The following is a 22,020-nucleotide window of genomic DNA, read 5'->3' as shown; positions in this document are numbered from 1 at the left end:
CGCTCACGGAGATCGTTTGAAAGCGCTCGCGTCATCAGATGCTGGCCTCCAATCCAGCCAGCATCTTGAATCACAAACCAGCTGCTTTGGGAATCCTACGATTCTCTCAAAACAGGAACCGCTCTAGACCATCGCTCCCGTATCCGCTCACAAACAGGAACGGAATGCCGCGCTGCTTCAGAACGTCGGCGACCGGAAACGATCGCGTGCGGGCCAAGTTTATATCAAGGATCGCGAAATCGATCTCCTCATCGCGCGCAAAGACAATCGCCTCGTCCAGGTTATCGACCGGACCTGCAATCCGGTACCCCATTTCCACCAGCAAATCCGCCAGATGCAAGGCAATAAGGAACTCATCCTCTACGATCAGAATCTTGCTTGCTGGACGCGTCGCCACTATTGCCACCCAAGAACTCCCGTCCTGCGGGCATGGGCGCATCTATGATGCAAACAACGCCGGAGGACTTATACGCAACGTTCACATTACCGTGCAGTTCCGCAGCGAGAGCCTTCTCGATCAGGCGCGAGCCGAAGCCCTTTCGCTTCGGCGTGCTTGCCGGCGGGCCGCCGCTTTCTTCCCAACGCAAGGTCAAGCGACGGTCCTGACCTTCTCCTTCAAGGCGCCAGATGATCGTGACATGCCCGTCCTGGGTAGAAAGCGCGCCGTATTTTGCCGCGTTGGTGGATAACTCGTGCAACGCCATTGAAATCGCAAGCGCCGCACTCGGTGTAAGCTGGATGTCCGGACCTTCAATCCGGAACCGGGTTCCATTCCCGGAATGAGGTTTGACGGTATCGGCGACAATCTCATCCAGTTTCGCACTGGTCCAGCTTTCGCGAGTGAGTACGTCGTGTGCCTTTGCCAGATTGATCAGCCGGGACCCGAATGCTTCTCGCGCCTCTTCCATGGTCAAGGCATTACTCAAGGTCTGGGAGGCGATGGACTGGACGACCGCCAGCGTGTTCTTGACCCGGTGATTAAGTTCACCGATCAGGATCTTCCGATGTTCGTCGGCGCGCCGCCGCTCGGTCATGTCGCGTGCGATCGTCGATGCTCCGATGACCTTGCCTTGATCATCTTCAAGCGGTGAAATCGTCAAGGATACCCAGACCAGGCTGTCATCCTTGCGCCGACGGATGGTTTCAAAGTGCTCGATGTGCTCTCCTCGGCCAAAGCGGTCCAGAATATTCGCCTCTTCGCCGTGGCGATTGGAGGGGACCAAGGTCATGATGGATTTGCCCACGATTTCGTCAGGCGAGTAGCCGAACAGGCGTTCAGCGCCCTTGTTCCAGCTCGTTATCATACCCTTGAGGTTTTTGCCTATGATGGCGTCATCGGAGGATTGAACGATCGCCGCGAGCCGCTCCGCAAGCGCCTCGGCCCGCTTGCGCTCGGTGATGTCCACCAACATGTTTACCGCGCCGGTGACTTCGCCAGTGGCATCGCGAAGCAGGGTTGGATAGGAAATGTAGGGTACACGAGTACCATCCGGCCTCTCGCACACCGCCTCCGCTCCCCCCTTTACTTGCCGCTTTTCTTTCAGGGCTATCGCCAAGGGGGATTCATCGTGCGGCAGCAACTCTCCATCCGGCCTATATAGTCGCCAGGAGCCGTTCCATCGATCCGAACCAAGTTTCGGCTCGCGGCCCCAGAGTTCGACGGCGGCCGGGTTGTAAAAAGTGAGCCGACCCGAGGCGTCGGTTGTGTAGACCGCGTTCGGGAGAGCTTCGATAAGATCGCGAAGGCGCTTTTCGCTTCGCATGGTCTCGTCTTCGCTCTGCTTGCGCTCGGTGATATCGCTGAAAGTGACCACCACCCCTGCAATCCGATTGTCGCGGGTACGGTAGGGCAACATGCGCCGCGAGTACCAGCGGCCGGCGTCGCTTGGCACCTCTGCAACGATCGGGGCAAGCTTTTTCAGCACCGTTTCGGCATCAATTATCAGGTTATCGTCTGCGAACTTGCGCGCGAAGTGGGCGATCGGACGGCCAATGTCGGTCGAAACAAGATCGAAGAGTTCCTTGGTCGCGGGAGCGAACCATTTGATGCGCAGTTTTTCATCGAGGAACAGCGTCGCGGTTTCGGATCCGGCCAACAGATTGTTGAGATCATTGGTGGCCGCTTCCAACTCGCCGATCTTGTGCTGAAGCTGGCTATTGACAGTGTTCAGTTCCTCGTTGAACGACTGGAGTTCTTCCTTGGAGGTTTCCAGTTCCTCGTTCGTGGACTGAAGCTCCTCGTTCATCGAGGTCGCTTCCTCGTTCGACGCTTTCAGCTCCTCATTGGCGGTTTCAAGATGCTCGACAGTGCTCCGCAGCTCGGCGCGCGTCGCTTTCAGTTCTTCCTGAAGCGCGCGTTCACCAGCGGCAATTTCCGCCGTTTCGTCCCGCGGAGCTGCCGGGCCACCGCCGGCCTGAGGCCCCTCCGGTGTGAAGCTCACGAGCAGATGGCCGCTCTCTCCAGGCCGACCAGTCAGCGGCATGACAGTCATGGTGACCGCACCGGTCTTGCTGGACCGGGTGCGTGCACTGACTGTGACGCTTCTGTTTTCCCTGGAAGCGTCACGGATTGCGGATCGAAGTTTGAGAGCGAGCCCTTCGCGGACCATGCTCAGCAAATCCCTCGTCGGTTCGCCGGGCGGCTGCTCCAGATAATCCCTTGTCGTTCCATGAAAATAGAGCGCGCGGCCCTTGCGGTCGATTAGGACGGATGCCGGAGCATAGCGTTCAAGCAAGGCGCGCCGCGCAGCTTCTGCGACCGATGCTGCCGAGTCGGGCGGGGGTGACGCTGGCTTGTCAGTCTGATCTGGTCCCACGGGTCCGCGATGCTCCCGGTAGTCGATGAGGTCATGCCGCGTCGGTCCGACGCGGCGGTATATCCGCCATTTCTTCGAGCAGCTCTCAAACAGATCGTCGAGGTGGCCGACCGTCTCGGCATTACCAAGGAACAGATGTCCGCCCTGACGCAGCGCGAAATGACAAAGTGCGATGACACGCTGCTGCGCGTCGGGTTCGAGATAGATCAGGAAATTGCGGCACGAAACCAGATCCAGCCGGGAAAAGGGCGGATCGCGCAACAGATTGTGCTGCGCAAAGACGATCGTGTCGCGAAGTACCTTGCTGACCTGATAGTTGCCATCGAGTCTTTCGAAAAAGTGCTGGATGCGCTCCGGCGGGAACTCGGCCACTGCCGCCGCCGGATAGACGCCATCGCGGCCCTTGCGAAGGTTGTCTTCCTGCGCGTCGGTGGCAAACACCTTGAGATCGAACCGCTTTCCGGCGGCAGCCGCGTGCTCCATTACCAGCATGGCAATGGAATAGGCTTCCTCGCCCGTCGAACAAGCAGGAACCCAGATCCGTATCGTGGCCCCTGACTCTCTTTCGGCGACCAGTGGAGCGATCACCAGATCCGATAACGTTTTCCATGCCTCGGCGTCGCGGAAGAATCCGGTCACGTTGATCATCAGGTCCGAGACAAGCGTGGTGATTTCCTCGGGATTGGCCCGCAACTCGTCCAGATACCCGTTAAGCGTCTCGATGTTCTTCAGGCCTAAGCGGCGGTAGATGCGCCGCCGCTGGGTGCTGCGCTTGTAGCTGCTGAAGTCATATCCGCTCCGGGCGCGCAGAATTTCGAGAACCTGCTCGATCTTCGCCTCGCCACCGCCCAGTACGGCAGGTGCGGTTTCGATTGGAGCGGCGACATAACCATGGCGAGTGTAAGCAAGTATCACGTCCGGCATCTGTTCAGGTGCAAGGACATGGTCGGCCAAATTCGCCGCTATGGCGCTCCTCGGCATACCGTCGAATTTCGCGGTTTCGGGGGCTTGAATGAGGCTCATGCCGCCCTCGGCCCGGATGTCCTTCAAGCCCTCGGTGCCATTGCTGCCGGTTCCCGACAAAACGATGGCGATGGCCCGTTTCCGCTGGTCCGACGCAAGCGATCGGAACAGGACATCGACGGGATGGCGGTTGCCGCGGACCTCTGCCGGTCGGGACACGTGCAGCCCGCCATCGCTGATTTTGAGGTCGGTATCGGGAGCGATCACATAGACCCGATCGGAAACGATTCGCATGCCGTCCACGACTTGCGCAACCTGCATGGTCGTGTGAGATGCCAGAACGCGCGCCATCTCGCTTTCGTGCTTCGGGTCGAGATGCAAGACGACCACGAAGGCGCAGCCGCTGTCCGCCGGCATCGCATCGAAAAAGCGGCCAAGCGCCTCGATGCCGCCGGCTGACGCGCCGATGCCGACGACGGAAATGGTCGGAGACTCAACATTGGTTTCCTGAGGGGCGTCCGGACGGGCCTGAGCGCTCCGGACTGGCGGGGGCGGTTCAGCAGGCGCGTCGGCTTTCGCTTTTGATCGCCTTTGAGGTCTCCCAGTTTCTTCGTTTGCCATCGATTTTTACGTTTCACATGCTCTCAGCGGGCCACCGAATTCGGTCCCTAAGGTATCTGCCAAGAGCCGCGCGGCCCAAAGCTTGCGCTGATTTTCGCACCCCACCCCATCCCCGGCAACTCTATTTGAATCGACGCTGATTTCGAACTCGCCTTTGGGTTACCTCAGGCCGATCTGTACCGACCTAAAAGTCCGCTCCTGAAGATCCGACGACTGAATCACCCTGTCCGCAATCGGCCCCATTCAAGACCTCACATGTCCCACCAAAGCGTGTGCTATCATTCGGACTCAATTCTTCCGCCCTCGCCCCCCGTCACCCCTTCCTCTTCTCCACCTCCGCCTGCCTCAGCAAAAACCGCTGGATCTTGCCGCTCGGCGTCTTCGGCAATTCCGTCACGAACTCCACCTCGCGGGGATAGGCGTGGGCCGAGAGGCGCTTTCTCACATGCTGCGCCAATTCCTCGGCCAGCTCCGGGCTGCCCTTGTAGGCGGGCGCGAGGATGACGAAGGCCTTGACGATTTCGGTGCGCTGCGAGTCGGGCACGCCGACGACCGCGGCCTCGGTGACGGCGGGGTGTTCGATCAGCGCGCTTTCGACGTCGAAGGGGCCGATGCGGTAGCCCGACGAGGTGATGACGTCGTCGGCGCGGCCGATGAAGGAGATCGAGCCGTCCGGCTCATATTCCACCGTGTCGCCGGTTCGGTAGTAGCCGCCTGAAATGGCCGGAGTTTCGGCCTGGTGGTAGTCGCCGAACCAGCGCAGCGGCGAGTTGGCGATGTCGACGGCAAGGATGCCCGGCTGGTTGGGGCCGAGTTCGTTGCCGGCCTCGTCCAGCACCACCATGCGGTAACCCGGCATGGCAAAGCCGGCGGAGCCCGCGCGGACAGGGTGGGCGAGGCCGTGATGGTTGTTGACCATCATGCCGTTCTCGGTCTGGCCGTAATGGTCGTGGATCGGCGCATCAAGGTGGGCGTCGAACCAGCGGATCACTTCCGGGTTGAGCGGCTCGCCGGCGCTGCTCACCACGCGCAGCCGGCCTTTCACGCGCGCGGCGGCGTCGGCGCCTTCTGCGAGCAGCAGGCGGAAGGCGGTGGGCGAGCCGGCAAGGCTGGTGACGCCAAGCCGCTCGATGACGTCATAGGTGCTTTTGGCGGTGAAGGCGCCCTCGTTGAAGGTGGTGGCGATGCCGAGCAGCAGGGGACCCGTGATGGCGTAATAGAGGCCGTAGGCCCAGCCCGGATCGGCGATGTTCCAGAAGATGTCGTCGGGCCGCAGCCCGATCGCATCGCGCATATAGGCGCCGAAGGCCAGCAGAGCGCCGAGCGGCACCGGCACGCCCTTGGGCAGGCCCGTCGTTCCGGAAGTCGACATCATCATGAACAGGTCTTCCCCCCGGCGCATCACCGTTTCGCAGTCGGGGGAGGCGGCGGAAAGCGCGGCGCGGAAATCGATGTCGCCCGGCGGCAGGGCCTCGCCCGCACCGAGGATGGTGGCGATGTGCGGAGGGTTGGCGACCTCGTCGAGCTTGCCGCGATTGGCGGGATTGGTCACCACCACCTTGGCTGCGCTGTATTCCAGGCGGTGCTCGATGGCCTTCGGGCCGAAGGCGGTGAACAGCGGCTGGTAGACGCCGCCGATGCGCCAGACGCCGAGGATCAGCGCCACCAGTTCGGGAATGCGCGGCAGCATGCCGGCAACGACATCGCCGGGGCCGACGCCCAGTCCCTTCAGCAGATTGCCGACACGTCCGGACATGTCGTCGAGATCCTCGAAGGTGAATTCGCTGAGCTCGCCAATGGCGGAGATCGCCCGCAGCGCCAACCGGTTCTGGCCGGTGTGCCGGCCGCAGCATTCGACATAGGCGTTGATGCCGGTCGCCGGATCGCCTTGCAGCCTGGCGATCTCGTCCTCGATGCGAAAGCCCGCAACGGCGTCCTCATAGCGCGGCAAGCCGGCTTGTGTCGTGGTCATGAAAATCCTCCCTGGCGGTGCGCCATCTCCCCATGGCGCGCTGTCGCGGCGACAATGGCATCAGATGGCGCCCATCGGCAACGATTGATGCAGCCCAGCATCCTTCGCCCTACAAGTTCGCCTCGGCGAAGATGCGCGCCGCCCAGTCGAGAAAGACGCGCATGCGCGGCGAAAGCTGCCGGTTCTGCGGATAGAGCGCCGACAGCGGCGTCGGCGATGGCGGGTATTCGGCCAGCACCTCCACCAGTTTGCCGTCGGCCAAATCCTTCTCGAAACGATAGCGCGGCGCCTGGATGAGGCCGAGGCCGAGCCGCGCCAGGTCGGCGGCGGTATCGGAATTGTTGGCGGCGACGCGGCCGGGCAACCTGACCTCACGGGTCTTGCCGGCGACGGTGAATTCGAAGGGCAGCACCTCGCCGGTGCGCGAGGAGACGAATCCGATCGCCTGATGGCCGTCCAGCGCGTCGGGGGAGGCGGGCGTGCCGTGGCGAGAGAGATAGGCGGGGCTGGCGCAGGTCATCTCGCGGATCATGCCAAGGCGGCGCATGATCATGCCGCTGTCGGGCGGTTCGCCGACGCGGATGACGCAGTCGACACCCTCGCGCACGAGGTCGACCAGCCGGTCGCTCTGGCCGATCTGCAGGTCGATGCGGGGAAAGCGGGCGAGGAATTCCGGCAGGCGCGGCAGCAGGAAGGTGCGGGTGAGCAGCGTGCTGGCATCGATGCGCAGCAGGCCGAACGGCTCGGCATTGCGGAAGGCGGCCTCGGCATCCTCGATCTCGGCCAGGATCGACAGGCAGCGCCGATAATAGGCCTCGCCGTCCTGCGTGGCGTTCACCTGGCGCGTCGTGCGCTCCAGCAGCCGCGCGCCGAGATGCTCTTCCAGCCGCCGGATCGCTTCCGTCGCGGTCGAGCGCGGCAGGCCGAGATCGGCTGCGGCCGCAGTGAAGCTGCGCCGCTCCAGCACGCGGACGAAGAGCCGCATCGTGTCTAGCCGGTCCATGGGCTTTGTTCGCAGTTTCCGAATAGTGATGTCAAGAGATGGCTGATTATCCGGAAGTTGGCGCGGCCTATATCCGTCCCACCAACGAGAAGGAGAGACTTCCATGACATCCGGCCAAACAAGTACGGCCAACCAAACAAGCACGGGTCAAACCAAAGCGGCGATCGTGACCGGAGCCTCGAAGGGCATCGGCGCGGCGATCGCGCGGCGGCTTGCCCGCGACGGCATTGCCGTCGTCGCCAACTATGCACGGGGACAGGCGGAGGCCGAGGCGCTGGTGCGCGCCATCGAAGCCAATGGCGGCAAGGCGATCGCCGTGCAAGCCGACATCGCCGATCCCACGGGCATCGCCAGCCTTTTCGACGCCGGCGAGAAGGCCTTCGGCGGCATCGATATCCTGGTCAACAATGCCGGCATCATGAAGCTTTCGCCGATCGCGCAGGCCGATGACGCCTTCTTCGATACCCAAATCGCGATCAATCTCGGCGGCGTGTTCCGCGGCATGCGCGAAGGCGCGCGGCGGCTGCGCGACGGCGGCCGCATCGTCAATTTCTCCAGCAGCGTCGTCGGCCTCTACCAGCCGGGTTACGGGGTCTATGCCGCCACCAAGGCGGCGGTCGAGGCGATGACGCACATCCTGGCCAAGGAGCTTGGCGCGCGCCGCATCACCGTCAACGCGGTGGCGCCCGGACCGGTCGAGACGGCGCTGTTCACGGATGGCAAGAGCACGGCGCAGATCGAGGCCATCGGAAAAATGATCCCGCTCGGCAGGCTCGGCCAGCCCGACGACATTGCCGGCGTGGTGTCGTTCCTCGCCGGGCCTGACAGTGGCTGGGTCAACGGGCAAATCATCCGCGCCAATGGCGGCGTGATCTGAGGAGGCAGGCCCCTGCTGTCTGCCGACCTGCTCCATCCCCGAACCCTGAAGCCAACCTCCAGAAACAAGGAACAGACAATGCCATTCGCCAATATCAAGATGCCGCAGGCGGCACTCTCCAAGGCGCAGAAGGAAGACCTCATCCATCGCACGACAGCCATGTTCGTCGACTTCTTCGGCGAGGGCGTGCGGCCCTACACGATGGTGCTGGTGGAGGAAGTCGCCGACGGCGGCTATGGTCGCGCCGACGAGGTGTTCATCGTGCCGGAAGCTTTTCGCGCCGAGGAATAGGCCTTCGAACGCGATACCCGTCATATGACGACTGGTCGCCGCGAACGCCAACGTCCACTCTGTCCGCGGGCCTTTCAATGCATGTCGGTTCCCGAAAAACCGATGCCCCCTTTGGGGCGGCATGCATTCGCGGCGGGGGCCAGGTGGGCAGCCCCGAGTTGTCCACCTGTCTCGCTTCGGCCTGGCGCCTGATCAATCGATGGAACCGGATGCGCTCAGCTGGCTTCGGGCGCCTGGCTCTTGGGCGCGCTGACCCAGTCGGCCGCGATCTCGGCGAACAGCCAGTCGCGGAACGCCCTGACTTTTTTCTGGCGCAGCGCGCCTTCGGGATAGACGACGTAGTAGCTGGCCGCTGATTTCAGCGCGAGGTCGAAGGGTCGCACCAGCCGCCCGGCCGCGAGGTCGGCCGAGACCAGCGCGCTGCGGCCGAGCAGCACGCCTTCGCCATGCACGGCGGCCTCGACGGCGAAGGTGGCGGAATCGAAGCGCACGCCGCGTTTGGGGTCGATGCCTTCGACGCCGGCCTGTTCAAGCCATGTCGCCCAGTCGATGCGGAAGGCGTCGTGGATCAGCTTGTGATGCCTCAAATCCCCGGGCTGCCGCAGCGGGTGCTCGCCTTGCAGCAGTTCCGGGCTGCAGACCGGGAAGACCTCCTCGTCGGCGAGGAATTCCGCCGTCACCCCGGTATAGCCGCCGCGGCCGTAGCGGATGGATATGTCGATGCCGTCGCTGACGAAATCGGCCAGCACACCCGAAGTCGCCAGCCGCACGTCGATGTCGGGATTGGCGCGATGGAAGCGGTGCAGCCTCGGCACCAGCCAGCGGCCGGCAAAGCCGTCCGACGTGCTGACGTTCAGGATGCGCGTCGAGCGGTCGGGCATGGCCGCGATGGTGGCGGCGGCGATCTGGTCGAGCGCCTTGCCGACCTCCGCCGCATAGGCCGTGCCGACAGCGGTCAGCCGCACGGAGCGCGTGCCGCGATCGAAGAGCTGGATGCCCAGCCTGTCCTCGATGTTGCGGATGGCGCGGCTGACGGCGCCATGGGTGAGGTTGAGCTCTTGCGCCGCCTTGGAGAAGCTCAAATGCCTGGCGGCCGCGTCGAAGGCGGGCAAGGCGGTGAGGGGCGGCAATCTGCGCGGCATGGGTTCCACCTGTGAGCGTTGCTCACAAATCCTGCACAAAGAGTCGTTTGTCGTCCAGCCCGAAACCGCCCAATATTCAGGCATACCAAGCATCCACACCGGACTTCCGGTTTATCGATGCGCTGAATTGACCAGACAAGTGTGAGCAATCGTCATGCTCGCCCGGTGGGCGACATCGGCATTCTCGCGCCCGCTAGAACACAGGAGACGAACATGAACCTGACCCTTGGACCCATCACTGCCGCGGTGAGCGGCCTTGCCATGCGAAGCGCGGCAGCGTTCGAGCGCCGCCGCACATTGCGCAAGGTTTCCCGGCTTTCCGACCGCCGTTTGCATGACATCGGCCTTGAACGCGACTGGGACGGTTCAATTCTCGGCAATGGGAGGGCGATATGACCAGCACGTTGATCATCGGCGCGACCGGGCTTCTCGGCAGCGAGATGGCGAAGGCCAGCGCGCGCAATGGCGACAGCTTGCATGTACTCGTCCGGCCGGCAACATCAGCCAATGGAGAGCGGATGCGCCCGCTGAAGGAGCTCGGCGCCACGGTGCATGTCGGCGATCTCGACGACTATGACAGCCTTGTGCGCGCCGTCGGCAAGGTCGATCGCGTCATCAGCTCGGTGCATGTCGGCTCGGCCAGCGAGATGACGCTGGTGCGCGCCGTCAGGGATGCCGGCGTCTCCCGCTATGTGCCGTCCGCCGGCTTCGGCCTCGACTTCGCCGCCGCCGCGCCCGGCTCGATCGAACCGCTCGACATCAAGCGGGCCGTCTTCGACGCGGTCCGGGAGGCCGACCTGCCCTATACGGTGATCTACACCAACGGCTTCTTCTCGACCTGGGTGGCGACCCTGGGAGACCTGACGCGCTTCGGCTCCTCGCCGCTGCCGCCCGACGAGGTGACGCTCTATGGCGACGGCAATGTGCCGGCGACGTTTGTCAGCGAGAAGGATATCGCCGCCGTCACAATGCGCGCGCTGGAGGATCCCGATGCTGTTCGCAGCGAAATCCGCATCGCGCAGAACAAGATCACGCAGAGCGCGATGATCGAGCTGTGGCGCCGGGTGAGTGGCCGCTCGCCGCGCGTCAAGCAGATGAGCGCCGATGAGTTGGAGGCGATGATCGCGGCGGTTCCCGGCCTTGGATTGCTGCGGGCGTTCTGGCTCCGTGGCGAGACCGCGCTCGAGACGGCCACTCCGGAAGCGGGCGCGCTTTACCCGGAGCTGAGGTTTGAAAGCATTGAGAGCGCTTTTGTGGCGATGGCCGGCGCGGGTGGGCGGAGGTTGTGAAGGTTAGGGTTCTTGGCAAAGTCGGCTCTCTCCGGCGCCCCCTCTGTCCTGCCGGACATCTCCCCCACGTGGGGGGAGATCGGATGTCGCGACCGCTTTCGCCAATCTCCAAAGCTATAAAGCTATAAAGGGAGAGCCGGCGTCTGAACTGCCAATCTCCCCCCTCGAGGGGGGAGATGTCCGGCAGGACAGAGGGGGCGCCGTAGAGCGCGGCGGTTGACCCAACAGCCCATCCAGCCGATAGGTCCGCGCGAACAGCCCGAGACCTGCTAATGCCCAACCTCAGAGATACAACCCGCGCTCCCGACACCGCCTGGCAGGATGACGTCCGCGCCGGCGTCCGCCATGTGCGCGACCTCGCTTCCCTGCCGCTCTCGCCGGCCGAACGCGAAGCCGCGCAGGCTGCCGCCACGCTGCACAAGGTGCGCGCGCCAAAAAGCTATCTCGACCTGATCGACTGGAACGATCCGGCCGATCCGATCCGGGCCCAGGTGATCCCGTCGCCTGGGGAATTGGAGGAGGCCGAGGGCGAGCTCGGCGATCCGATCGCCGATCATGAATTCAGCCCGGTGCCGCGATTGACGCATCGCCATGCCGACCGGGTGCTGTTGTTCCCGACCTATCAATGCGCGGTCTATTGCCGGTTCTGCTTCCGCAAGGAATCGCTGACCTCGATCGGCCGTGGCTATACGCGCGAGGCGCTGGAGCCGGCGCTGGCCTATATAGCGGACCACCCCGAAATCCGCGAAGTGATCCTGACCGGCGGCGATCCGCTGTCGCTGCCGGATAAGGCACTTGCCGAAATCCGCGTCCGTGTCGAGACTATCCCCCATGTGCGGCTGTTGCGCATCCACACGCGCGTGCCGGTGGCGCTGCCTTCACGCATCACGCCAGGGCTGGTCGCGGCGCTGCAGGGTCGGCTGATGGTGACGGTGGTCACCCACTTCAACCACGCGCGCGAGATCACCGATGCCGCCGAAGCGGCTTGCCGCACCTTGCGACAGGCCGGTTTCGTGCTGCTCAACCAGAGCGTTCTGCTGAAGGGCGTCAACGACACGGTCGAGGCGCTGGAAGAGCTCTGCCGCGAGCTGATGTACCGGCTGGGCGTCAAACCCTATTACCTGCACCATGGCGACCTCGCGCGTGGCATGGCGCACCGGCGCACCACGATCGAGCACGGCCAGGCGCTGGTGGAAGCGCTGCGGGCGCGGCTCTCGGGCATCTGCAATCCGGTCTATGTGCTGGATCTTCCGGAAGGCGGCGGCAAGGTGCCGCTCGGACCTTGTCCTATCGAGGGACAGGACGGGGAAAGCTGGCGCATACGCGGGCTGGATGGGAAGGTGAGGGCCTACCGGGAGGTGGTCGGCGCAGGGCACGATCTGTCTTCGAAGAACCCGACTGCCGGCTCGTGAGGCCAGAGTGCTTTCCGAAGGATATCCCACGCGTCATGGCGACTATTTCATAATGGCCAGCGTCCGCGCCGCCCCTCACCTGCCTGCCGGCATCCTCTCCCCGTATAGTGACGGGGAGAGGGGCGCTACCGTCGCCGATTTCGCCAATCTCATGCGTTGCAGGAAAACCACCGGCGTTGCGGCCGGTCCTCTCTCCCCGTCACTATACGGGGAGAGATGTCCGGCAGGACAGTGAGGGGCGGCGCTGACGCCAAAGATTGCTGCATTCGGCCGGAAACTCATGATGTCGTAACGCAGCAGGAATAGTCGGGCTGACCCTAAACCCCATCACCGTCGACAAACGCCAGCACGGCCACGCGCGGGGCAACGCAGTATGCGAGCCGCGCCTTGCGGCCGGTCCTCGTCGTCGCGTGGCCAGTCTCGAGGTCGACGACGATGTCCTCATAGCCCAGCACCTCGCGGTCCAGCGGATAGGCAGCCTTGTAGACCGCTTCCTTGGCGGCGAAGAGGACGCGGCCGGCAAGCTGCCGGTCGGCGGTACCCGTCCGGTCGGCGGGCATGGCAACGAGGGCGGAAATCTCATCGGGCAGGGGCAGCGCCGGTTCGACATCGATACCCAGCGAGCCGATGCCGGCAACAGGAGCGACCGCTGCCACGGCCATGTCGTCGTCATGGGCGAGCGAGCCGGTTATCCCCTGCGGCCAGGCGGGCGCACCGGAGGGCGTGCGCAAGAGGGCGAAACCGTCGAAGCCGGCATCCGCCAGCAGCCGGTGCGCGATCCAGCGCGCCGCGCCGCTGGCCCGCCGCATGGCGGGCTGGCGGGCGGGGATGGAACCTGCCTCCGCCGACAACAGATGGGTCTCGTCGCCTTCGCGGATGATCCGGCAGCCGGTGCGGACCCCGGCCGGGGCCATGGCGGCCATGGCGCGCGCCAGGGCGATTTCCTCGGACGGATCGACTGACGGCGTCATCGGTCGGCGGGCGCCAGGACGAGATCGGCGATCATTTCCCCGTCCTCGTCGATCCCCTCTTCGACGAAACCGGCGCTGCGATAGAGCCGCCGCGCCGCCTCGTTCTCCGGTTCGTAGCAGATCGACACGTGCCTGACGTGGCCGAGCCCTTGGATTTCCTCCAACACCGCCCGCAGCGCGGCCTTGCCATAGCCACGGCCCTGCCAGGCGCGGTCGACCATGAAGCGGTAGATGCGGGCCTCGTCATCGTCGCGTGGCGCATCGTACATCAGGAATCCGACAAGCTGGTCCCCGGCCATCACGGCGCGCGGCCGCGCGTCCCGATCGGACCGGGCTTCGCGCAGCGAGTCCGCATTGCCGGCGACGAAGTCCACCTGCTCCGGAGCCAGTCGCAGAGCCGTGACCAGGGCTCGATTGGCCTTGGTCACCGGCTCGATACGGATGTCCACGGCGCCAGGCGCGCGGTCCGTCAAGAAGATGCCCCGGAGCCCTCGCTGACCGGCTCGACGAACCGGTGCAGCTTGGCCGGGTTGCCGCGCCAGATGGAGTTGGGCTCCAGCTCTTCGCCCTTCATCACGAAGGAATCGGCATCGACCATCGATCCCTTGCCCATCACGACGCCGTAGTGGACGAAGGCGGACGGCCCGAGCGTGCAGCCATCGCCGATGCGGATGAAGTCGGACTTGAACGCGCCTTCCTCCAGCGAATGGGCCTGGATGACGCAGCCTTCGTTAAGCGTGACGTCGTCGCCGATCTCCACCAGCGAGCGCTCGGTCAAATTGGCGCCGCCGTCATAGACGCGCTTGCCCACTTTGACGCCCAGCATGCGCAGGATCATCGGCCGGAACGGCGTGCCGGCGAACAGGCGCACGATGGGCGAATCCGCCAGCTTCCAGTGGCGCTCATGGCGCCAGAAGGTGACGTCGTAGATCGTCGTCATCTGCGGCTTCAGCTTGCGAAAACCAAGGCTTGCCCGCTCGACGAAGATGTAGAACGGAATGGTGATGGCCGAGGTCAAAAGCACCGCCACGAAGAGCGCGATCTCCGCCCATTCGGTGTAGTAGTTCAGCGCCCGGTCCCAGATCGCCAGCGTGGCGAACAGCATGACCCACTGCGTGGCGATGAACAGGAGGATCGTCACCAGATTGTGACGGTTCTTGAGCGGAATGCGCTTCAGCCGGTCTTCCTCGTCGATGCCGGCGATGAGTTCCTTGTCGCGGTTCACCATGCGCGGGATTTCAAAGGGCGGCGAGCCCAGAAGGCCGACATTCTCGCGCAAAGGCCCGTCGATTGGGACCATCACCTTGGTGCCGAGCAGGACGTTGTCGCCCGTGCGTCCGTCCGGCGGATAGTAGATGTTGTTGCCGAAATAGTTGCGCTCGCCGATCCGCGTCGGCTCGAGCCGGAACGCGGAAGCGGATTTGTGCATGTTGATCATGAAAAGCCCGTCCGACACCATGGTCTGAGTGCCGATCTCGCACAGGAGCGGGTTTTCGTGCTGCTGGTTGGAGCCGAAATTGGAGCCGGTCTGCACCACCTTGTTGAGGTTCCAGCCGATGGCGCTCATGTAATGGACGATGGCCGAGCTGTCGCCGAACAGCAGCCCGAGCACGCGGGAGTTGCTCGAGAACTCGGCAACCGTCTGCAGCCAGTAGCGGAAGCCGTAAAGCGTGTAGGTGCGGCCGGGTTTCAGGATCAGGCTGAACAGGCGCGGCACCAGCGTGGCGGCGAGGAAGGCGACGGCGATGTAGCCGAAAAGCGTGACCGTCGTGCCGATCGCCACAATGCCGATCGTCTCCTGATAGTCGTCGCCGACATTCTCCCAATAGCTGTGGAACAGAAGCGGCAGCGGGGTGATGATGGCAAACAGCCCTATCAGTTGCACGGCTTCGTAGAGGAAGCGACGGATGCGGGGAGGATTGACGTTGCGCACCTTGCAATAGTCCGCCGTGGTCGGCACCGCCGGCGATCCATGCCAGTGTTCGCCGTCCGGGATGCTTTGCCCGCGCTGCAGCGAGGAGGAATGGCCGAGCTGGCCGCCATCGCCGATCGCGGTGTCGATGTCGAGCGTGCAGCCGACGCCGACGAAGGCATCGCGGCCGATGGCCAGCGGCCCGGTGTGGATATAGCCGGCCTGGGCGCGATAGCCGAGGATCAGCGATTCCTTGCGCAGGATGGTTCGGTCGCCGATCGAAATCAGGTCCGTGCACACGGGCACGGCGCGGGATTCGATGACCACGTTCTTGCCGATCCTGGTTCCCAGAAGCTGCAGGTAAAGGCTGTAGAGCGGGCTGCCGCGGAACAGCACGACAGGTGCCGTGCGGATCAAGGTTTTCACCACCCAGAAACGATAGTAGCGCAGGCCCCAGATCGGGAACGCTTCCGCCTTCCAGCGGCCGACGAGCACCCATTTGGCGACAACGGCAAAGCCCGACATGCCGAAGAACACACCGGCCGAGAGCACCACGCACCTGATGTAGAGCTGCAGCGGCTCGTCGAGCGCGTCATAGACCCAGTTCAGGCCGTCATTGATCGCCCACAGCGCCACGTAGCTGTAGAGCGCGTAAAACAGTAGCTGCGCCGCGCCGCAGGTCCAGTAGACGAGATTGGACGCCTGGCGGGTGAGAACGGGCTCGTTGGTGGCGCTCGTCAGCTCTTCCGCCGCGCTCAGGTGCTTGGCCAGGCGCGCCACGGTCGGATAGAGATAGATGTCGCGCATCGACGTCGTCGCCCATTCCTTGCGGGTGCGCACGCGAGCGCAGAAATGCGCCATGAGCAGCGAGTTGGCGCCGAGATCGTCGAAGAAATTGTCCTCGACGGACACCTCCTCGAACTTCAGCACGGTGCATAGCGCGTCGGCCAGGAACCGCTCGTCGTCATTGCCGGGCGCCACCATGGCGCGGTCGGCCGAAAGCCGGACGCTGGTCGGCTTGGGCAACTGGCGAAGATCGACCTTGTTGGAGACCGTCATCGGGATCGCCGGCAGTTCCTCCAGATAGGAGGGCACCATGTAGTCCGGCAGCCGCCGCTTCATCGTCTGGGCAATGTCGGCGCGCGAGAGCGCCGGCTGGCCGGCCTTGGGCGCGTAATAGGCAACGAGCTCGACGCGGCCGGGCTCGATCTCCCAGGTGGTGACGGCGGCCTGCGCGATCTCCGGCTGGTCCAAAAGCACGGCCTCGATCTCGCCGAGTTCGATGCGATAGCCGCGGATCTTGACCTGGGTGTCGATGCGCCCGGCATACTCGATCTCGCCGGCGTTATTGATCCGGCCAAGGTCGCCGGTGCGGTAGATGCGCTTCGACGGGTTGTTCGGCAGGCCGAGGAAGTCGGCGATGAACTTCTGTTCGGTCAGGTCCTGCCGGTTGAGATAGCCGACCGCCAGCCCGATGCCGGCAATGCCGATCTCGCCCAGTTCACCAGGCTCGGCAAGTTGCGGCAGCGAAGGGTCGAGAATGACGATCGAATAGGTGGGCAGCGGCGCGCCGATGGTCACCGGCCGGTCCGGCGTCAGCGCACCCATGGTTGCCGTGACGGTCGCCTCTGTCGGGCCATAGGTGTTGAGGATCTGCCGGCCGGGCTTCGACCAGCGCACCACCAGATTGTGCGGGCAGGCCTCGCCGCCGACCAGCAGCGTGCGCAGGCTGGGCACATCCGATGTCATGGACGACAGAAGCGTCGGGCTGCAGGCCATGCAGGTGATGTCGTGATGGCGCAGGAAATCGGCGAGCTCTTCGCCCACCAATGGCATCTGGCCCGGGGCCGGCACGACGGTCGCGCCGGCGACGAACGGCACCCAGATCTCTTCGGAGGAAAAGTCGAAGGCGATGGTCATGCCCTGGTAGACGCGATCGCCCGGCCGGTAGCCGTAGGACGCGGCGGCGACGCGGATGAAGTTGACGAAGCTCTGGTGGCGGATGGCCACGCCCTTGGGCCTGCCGGTCGTGCCCGACGTATAGAGGATGTAGCAGATGTCTTCGATCGCAGTGGCGGCCGATGCCTTGTGCGGCTTTAGCGGCGCGCTGGACTGGGCGGATATTTCGGCGGCGGCGCTGTCGATCAACAGATGCGGAACCGGCAACTCGCCGGCCCGCGATGCATAGGTGGCGATGGTGACGACCAGGCTGACGCTGGCGTCCTCGATGATGAGCGCCATGCGCTCCTGCGGAAAGGCGGTGGCCAGCGGCACGAAGGCGGCGCCCGCCTTCACCACGGCGAGCAGGGCTACATAGGTTTCCGCGGACCGGTCGAGGATCAGCCCGACGCGGTCGCCCGGCCGCACGCCGCGCTTGACCAGCAGGCGGGCGAACTGGTTGGCTCTGCTGTCCAGCTCCTGATAGGTCCAGGCGCGGCCCTCGGAGATCACCGCCGGCAGCGTGGCAAATGTTTCGGCGAGTTGCTCGAAGACCTTGTCGAGCCGCTCGTCCGACTGACCCGCCCGGGCAAAATCGGCGCCTGCCAGGACCTGGCGGCGCGCTCCGAGGGCAATTTCCGCAGGTGCATGGACGCTGTCGCGGCTGGTCCCGGGCTCTCCGCCCGATCTTGCCGCTTCCCTGTCCAGTTCGGCGATATCAATACCGTGGTCCATTTCCAAACTTTCTCGTCCTGGCCAAGCCGTCACGGGCACATCTCGGTCATGCCGCCGCTCGAGCAGGCATTGTCGGCTGTGCCGCCGCTGCAATTTGATCGTTGTTGATGGAGGTGGAATGACCGAAGCCTCCAAAACGGAAGATTCCGGAATTCCGACCGGCGATCGCTGACCGCCGGGTCCCTCTTTGGCCGCGCGGTTATCACGGAATCGGCCGCTCCCTCTTCACATGTTCGGGAGCATGGACGCGGGGCGTCGCCGGGGCGCTGCCGGCGGCGAGCGACATGCCGGGAAGGGCACCCATCGATCCGTCCGAACCTCGTTGCATTGCCCGTACCCAACCCCGTGCGCCTGTGCGGCGGCCAGATTTCCGGCCGTTGAGGGATTGATATGCCATCCGATCTTTTCGCCAGTTTTTCTGAACTGTTGAATCTTGTTTCTGGATTGTGTCTGGGTGGGCCTGCGCATGCCCGCAACCGCCGGTTTTCCGGCTTTTTGAAAAAAATCTTTCGGCGCCCGGGAATAAAGCGCGGCCCTTCCGGGTCTTGTCATCAGCGGGGCAAATCGGCCCGCGACGCGAAGAAACGAAACAAGGATTTAGCGAAATGACCAAGCTCGCTCTCAGCGTGGCCGCGATGTTGCTTGCCTCGAGTTCCGCCTTTGCCGGCAGCGACCATGGCGCCAACAATTCCAACCAGCCGGCCGCTCCGGTCGACACCAACGCGACCGCTTCGATCCCTTACACGGCACGTACCCATGGCGTCGACACCAAGGTGACGACCGGGCCGAAGCAGGAGTCGGTGCAGGACATGATCAACCGGCACAATGACGAGGGCATCTGGGGCAACTGAGCGCTCGGTCTTCGAACATCCCAGGGGCTTGGCCCTCCGTCATTCCAAGACGTGCCTTTAGCCACCACTCAACAGAGGAGAACCACCATGTTCAGCATGACACGCCGCACACTGCTCGGAACCGCCACTGCCGCCGCTGCCTTCGGCCTCGCCGGCAAGCTTGAATTCACCCGCCCCGCTTTCGCGCAGACGCCGGTGGAGCCGACCATCGGCTTCTACAAATACACGGTCGGCGACATCGAGGTCACCGCCATCTATGACGGCATCTGGAAGAAGCCGCACGATCCGGCCTTCATCAAGAATGTCTCGGTAGACGACACCAAGGCCGCACTCGCCAAGGCGGGTCTGACCACCGACTTCATGCCCATTCCGCTCACCGTCGTGGTGCTCAAGATGGGCGGCAAGCTGATCATGATGGATGCAGGCTCCGGCGTCGGCCAGTGGCAGGCCAACGCCACGCATCTGCCGGCCAACATGGCCGCCGCCGGCATCGACTACAAGGCGATCGACACCATCATGATCTCGCATTTCCACCCCGACCATGTCTGGGGCCTGATGGAGAAGGGTACCAACACGCCGGTGTTCCCCAATGCCGAGCTGATCGTCAACGCCACCGAATACAACTGGTGGACCGACCCGAGCCGGCTGGCCAAGCTGCCCGAGGGCCGCAAGCCGGCGGGCAAGCGCATCGCCGAGAACTTCCCGAAATGGAAGAACTGGAAGCTGGTTCAGGACGGCGCCGAGGTGGTGCCCGGCATCCAGATCATCGCCGCACCCGGCCACACGCCCGGCCACTCGGTGTATCTCGCCAACTCCGGCAAGGAGCAGCTGATGATCTCGGCCGACACCATGTATGTGCCGGCTTTGCTGGCGCCGCATCCGGAATGGCAAGGCGCTTACGACCAGGATGGGGCCACCGCAATCACCACACGCCACAAGATCATCGACCGGGTGATCGCGGACAACATCCGCATTTCCGGTTCGCACTTCCCGTTCCCGGGCACCGGCGTCTTCGTCAAGGACGGCAATGCCTATGGCTTCACTCCGGTCGAAATTTGAGCGTCAGCTCCCAATCCAGACAAGCGAGACAGACAATGAAACAATCCTATCTGGGCAAGCACGCCCTCTACGGCCTGCTCGGCGCCATTGCCGTGCTGACCGTCGTTCCCGTCGCCACGATCATGCCGGCCTATGCGGTCGACGACATCGAAGGCGCCGACGCGCCAGACCTCACCGCCGTCAAGGCCAAGATCGACGCCAAGGACTACAAGGGCGCGCTGGAGGATTTGCGTGACCTCGCGCAGGACAACCAGCAGGCCGACGTCTACAATCTGCTTGGCTTCACGCTGCGCAAGACCGGCGACCCCACCACCGCGCTGACCTACTACAACAAGGCGCTGGAGCTGAAGCCCGACCACAAGGCCGCCCGCGAATATCTGGGCGAGCTCTATGTCGAGACCGGCGACATGGCCAAGGCTCAGGAGCAACTGGCCTCGCTGCAGAAGCTGTGCCCCGCCGGCTGCGACGAGCTTGCCGATTTGCAGAAGGCCATCGACACCAAGGTGACGAAGTAGGGCGGGCAAGGCGGTTCCCTTGCTCGCGAAGGCCAGCGCAGCCCCCGCTCCGACCGCTTCGCGGCCACCTCTCCCCCATTCCATGGGGGCGAGGAACCCAAGCTCTCCAAAGCCGCGACCTCGGCAGCTAGGATTTCCTCGCCCCCGCGAAGCGGGGGGAGGTGGCTCGGCGAAGCCGAGACGGAGAGGGGGCCTTGGCGCTAACCCATCCCCCAACCCACCAAAGTTCGGGCGCTCGTGGCTGGCGCCCATTGCCGGAGCCGGCGCCTCTCCCTCGAGCCGGCTCCGGCCCTTTCGAGCCTCACACATTCGCGCGCGATCCCCACGCGCGGACGACGCCTGCACGGTGTCAAGACACTGGAGCCCGACCATGACCCTGAACGAACGCGCCGCGAAGCTCACCGGCCTCGCCGCCAGACTGTACCTACGGGACGCGGCGCTGCTTGCCGGCCGCCTGCTTTTGTCCCTCATCTTCCTGCATGAGGGCGCCACGCTCGCCAGCCATTTCGAGGGCGCCGCCAAGGCTATGGCGGCCCTTGGCGTCGGCCTGCCGTTGTTCATCGCCACCGTGGCGCTGCAATTGGGGGCGGGGCTTTCCATCGCGACAGGCCTGCTGACGCGGCTTGGCGCCATCGGGCTCGGCCTGTTTTGCCTGGCCACGGCCATGCTGTTCCACACCAATTTCGCCAGCCAGAACGAATTGCTGCATTTCGAAAAGGATCTGGCCATATCAGGCGGCATGTTCGTGCTGGCCGCTGCCGGCGCCGGCAGGTTCTCGGTGGACTGGTTGTTGGCCGGCTATCTCCGGCAGCGCCAGCGCGACAAGGAGATGGTGGCGGCGCTGCTGGCGGTGGAGAACCAGTTTTCCGTGGAGGTGCGGCTGCCGGTTTGAGGAGGAACCGAGCCCGCGCGCCCCGCCTACGCACGCTTGCACGCACTGTGCTGGAACCAGCCTCGATGCTCCGCATTCTATAAGCAGGGGCTCAAGGAGCGTGACGTGAAAGCGATTTTGGCACTGGTGGGCGGCTTTGTTTTGACCCTTGCGGTCTTCGGCAGCGGGCTGGGCTTTGCCGCCTGGCTGCTTGCCGCCAAGTCTCCGCATGAGGCAAGGCGGACCGTCAGCGTCGCGGAGTTGTGGACCAGGGACGCGCGGCCGGTGAACAAGACGGCGCAGAACCTGGAACGCCTGCCGGCCGACCAGCCCGCGGCGCCCGACATCGCCGCCAGGGAGCAGGCGCCCGACCCGACCGCGACCAGCTCGATCGCGCCTTCGGCTGGAGCGGCCGAACTGCCGGGGCCGCATGTCAAATGGTGCGCCAGCCATTACCGCTCCTACCATCCCGACGACAACACCTATATGTCTTATAGCGGGCGGATGCGCCCCTGCGTCTCGCCCTATCTCGACGCCGGCGCCGAGCAGGGCGCGCAGCCTACGGCCGAAGTCAGCTATGTCTCGGGCGACGCCGCTTCGGCCGCGACGACGGGGCTTTCGGCCGACCATGTCGATTCCTGCTTCAGCCGCTATCGCTCCTACCGGCCCGAAGACAACAGCTACCAGCCCTATTCCGGCGGACCCAGGCGCCAGTGCGAGTAGCGCCGGTTGCCGGGTAAGCCTGGCTGAAGGGCGCGGCTTGTGATCCCGACAATCACGCA

General features: G+C 64.3%; 18 protein-coding genes. 10 read left to right on the top strand and 8 right to left on the bottom strand.

The window, feature by feature from the left end; all coding sequences use genetic code 11:
- Positions 1 to 106: 106 nt before the first annotated feature.
- The 4 genes from EN804_RS11500 to EN804_RS11485 form a co-directional block, all read right to left on the bottom strand.
- Positions 107 to 406 carry a response regulator gene (locus EN804_RS11500; RefSeq protein ID WP_246693418.1) on the bottom strand — a complete coding sequence of 100 codons (300 nt, stop codon included), beginning with the start codon at positions 404 to 406 and terminating at the stop codon, positions 107 to 109.
- Positions 354 to 4,400 (bottom strand): chemotaxis protein CheB, encoded by a 4,047-nt coding sequence (locus tag EN804_RS11495; protein WP_135919437.1) that lies wholly within the window; start codon positions 4,398 to 4,400, stop codon positions 354 to 356. Before EN804_RS11495 ends, EN804_RS11500 begins: the two co-directional genes overlap by 53 nt.
- A gap of 313 nt (positions 4,401 to 4,713) precedes the next feature.
- The gene (locus EN804_RS11490; protein WP_135919436.1) at positions 4,714 to 6,372 is read right to left on the bottom strand and encodes an acyl-CoA synthetase; all 1,659 of its coding nucleotides are present in this window, start codon (positions 6,370 to 6,372) and stop codon (positions 4,714 to 4,716) included.
- Positions 6,373 to 6,481: 109 nt separating this feature from the next.
- Positions 6,482 to 7,375, bottom strand: coding sequence for a LysR family transcriptional regulator (locus tag EN804_RS11485; protein ID WP_135919435.1), 894 nt, complete (start codon positions 7,373 to 7,375; stop codon positions 6,482 to 6,484).
- A 103-nt stretch (positions 7,376 to 7,478) separates the two neighbouring features.
- Between EN804_RS11485 and EN804_RS11480 the strand changes: the two genes are divergently transcribed.
- On the top strand, positions 7,479 to 8,252 hold the full coding sequence (locus EN804_RS11480; RefSeq protein ID WP_135919434.1) for an SDR family oxidoreductase: 774 nt from the start codon (positions 7,479 to 7,481) through the stop codon (positions 8,250 to 8,252).
- 78 nt (positions 8,253 to 8,330) lie between these two features.
- Positions 8,331 to 8,543, top strand: a complete 213-nt coding sequence (locus tag EN804_RS11475) for a 4-oxalocrotonate tautomerase family protein (RefSeq protein WP_127277455.1) — start codon at positions 8,331 to 8,333, stop codon at positions 8,541 to 8,543.
- Between the two features lie 215 nt (positions 8,544 to 8,758).
- Here EN804_RS11475 and EN804_RS11470 read toward each other — a convergent pair whose 3' ends face one another.
- Positions 8,759 to 9,685: a transcriptional regulator GcvA gene (locus EN804_RS11470; RefSeq protein ID WP_135919433.1), complete on the bottom strand. Its 927-nt coding sequence runs from the start codon at positions 9,683 to 9,685 to the stop codon at positions 8,759 to 8,761.
- Between the two features lie 213 nt (positions 9,686 to 9,898).
- Between EN804_RS11470 and EN804_RS11465 the strand changes: the two genes are divergently transcribed.
- The 3 genes from EN804_RS11465 (at position 9,899) to EN804_RS11455 (ending at position 12,386) form a co-directional block, all read left to right on the top strand.
- The gene (locus EN804_RS11465) at positions 9,899 to 10,081 is read left to right on the top strand and encodes a DUF1127 domain-containing protein (RefSeq protein ID WP_127278399.1); all 183 of its coding nucleotides are present in this window, start codon (positions 9,899 to 9,901) and stop codon (positions 10,079 to 10,081) included.
- A complete protein-coding gene (locus EN804_RS11460; RefSeq protein WP_135916522.1) occupies positions 10,078 to 10,974 on the top strand; it encodes an NmrA family NAD(P)-binding protein in 897 nt (298 codons plus the stop codon). The genes EN804_RS11465 and EN804_RS11460 overlap by 4 nt, the downstream gene beginning before the upstream one ends.
- A gap of 272 nt (positions 10,975 to 11,246) precedes the next feature.
- Positions 11,247 to 12,386 (top strand): KamA family radical SAM protein, encoded by a 1,140-nt coding sequence (locus EN804_RS11455; protein WP_135919432.1) that lies wholly within the window; start codon positions 11,247 to 11,249, stop codon positions 12,384 to 12,386.
- Between the two features lie 317 nt (positions 12,387 to 12,703).
- Here EN804_RS11455 and EN804_RS11445 read toward each other — a convergent pair whose 3' ends face one another.
- From EN804_RS11445 to EN804_RS11435, 3 genes are read right to left on the bottom strand one after another with little or no spacing between them, the layout of a single operon-like run.
- Positions 12,704 to 13,357: a 4'-phosphopantetheinyl transferase superfamily protein gene (locus EN804_RS11445; protein ID WP_135919431.1), complete on the bottom strand. Its 654-nt coding sequence runs from the start codon at positions 13,355 to 13,357 to the stop codon at positions 12,704 to 12,706.
- Positions 13,354 to 13,830, bottom strand: coding sequence for a GNAT family N-acetyltransferase (locus tag EN804_RS11440; RefSeq protein WP_135919430.1), 477 nt, complete (start codon positions 13,828 to 13,830; stop codon positions 13,354 to 13,356). Before EN804_RS11440 ends, EN804_RS11445 begins: the two co-directional genes overlap by 4 nt.
- Positions 13,827 to 17,942: a Pls/PosA family non-ribosomal peptide synthetase gene (locus EN804_RS11435; protein ID WP_189524489.1), complete on the bottom strand. Its 4,116-nt coding sequence runs from the start codon at positions 17,940 to 17,942 to the stop codon at positions 13,827 to 13,829. The genes EN804_RS11440 and EN804_RS11435 overlap by 4 nt, the downstream gene beginning before the upstream one ends.
- Before the next feature lie 605 nt (positions 17,943 to 18,547).
- Here EN804_RS11435 and EN804_RS11425 point away from each other — a divergent pair.
- The 5 genes from EN804_RS11425 to EN804_RS11405 all read left to right on the top strand — a co-directional run bounded on the left by EN804_RS11425 (position 18,548) and on the right by EN804_RS11405 (position 21,961).
- Positions 18,548 to 18,793, top strand: coding sequence for a DUF680 domain-containing protein (locus EN804_RS11425; RefSeq protein ID WP_135916526.1), 246 nt, complete (start codon positions 18,548 to 18,550; stop codon positions 18,791 to 18,793).
- Between the two features lie 87 nt (positions 18,794 to 18,880).
- Positions 18,881 to 19,852: an MBL fold metallo-hydrolase gene (locus EN804_RS11420; protein WP_135919427.1), complete on the top strand. Its 972-nt coding sequence runs from the start codon at positions 18,881 to 18,883 to the stop codon at positions 19,850 to 19,852.
- A gap of 35 nt (positions 19,853 to 19,887) precedes the next feature.
- Positions 19,888 to 20,367 carry a tetratricopeptide repeat protein gene (locus tag EN804_RS11415; protein WP_127278391.1) on the top strand — a complete coding sequence of 160 codons (480 nt, stop codon included), beginning with the start codon at positions 19,888 to 19,890 and terminating at the stop codon, positions 20,365 to 20,367.
- A gap of 370 nt (positions 20,368 to 20,737) precedes the next feature.
- Positions 20,738 to 21,259, top strand: a complete 522-nt coding sequence (locus EN804_RS11410) for a DoxX family protein (RefSeq protein ID WP_135919426.1) — start codon at positions 20,738 to 20,740, stop codon at positions 21,257 to 21,259.
- A gap of 105 nt (positions 21,260 to 21,364) precedes the next feature.
- Complete coding sequence (locus EN804_RS11405) at positions 21,365 to 21,961, top strand: BA14K family protein (protein ID WP_135919425.1); 597 nt, start codon at positions 21,365 to 21,367, stop codon at positions 21,959 to 21,961.
- Positions 21,962 to 22,020: the final 59 nt, after the last annotated feature.

Source organism: Mesorhizobium sp. M8A.F.Ca.ET.161.01.1.1 (assembly GCF_004792105.1).
In the GTDB taxonomy this organism is placed as follows: Bacteria; Pseudomonadota; Alphaproteobacteria; order Rhizobiales; family Rhizobiaceae; genus Mesorhizobium.
This window is presented reverse-complemented; position numbering and strand designations above follow the sequence as displayed.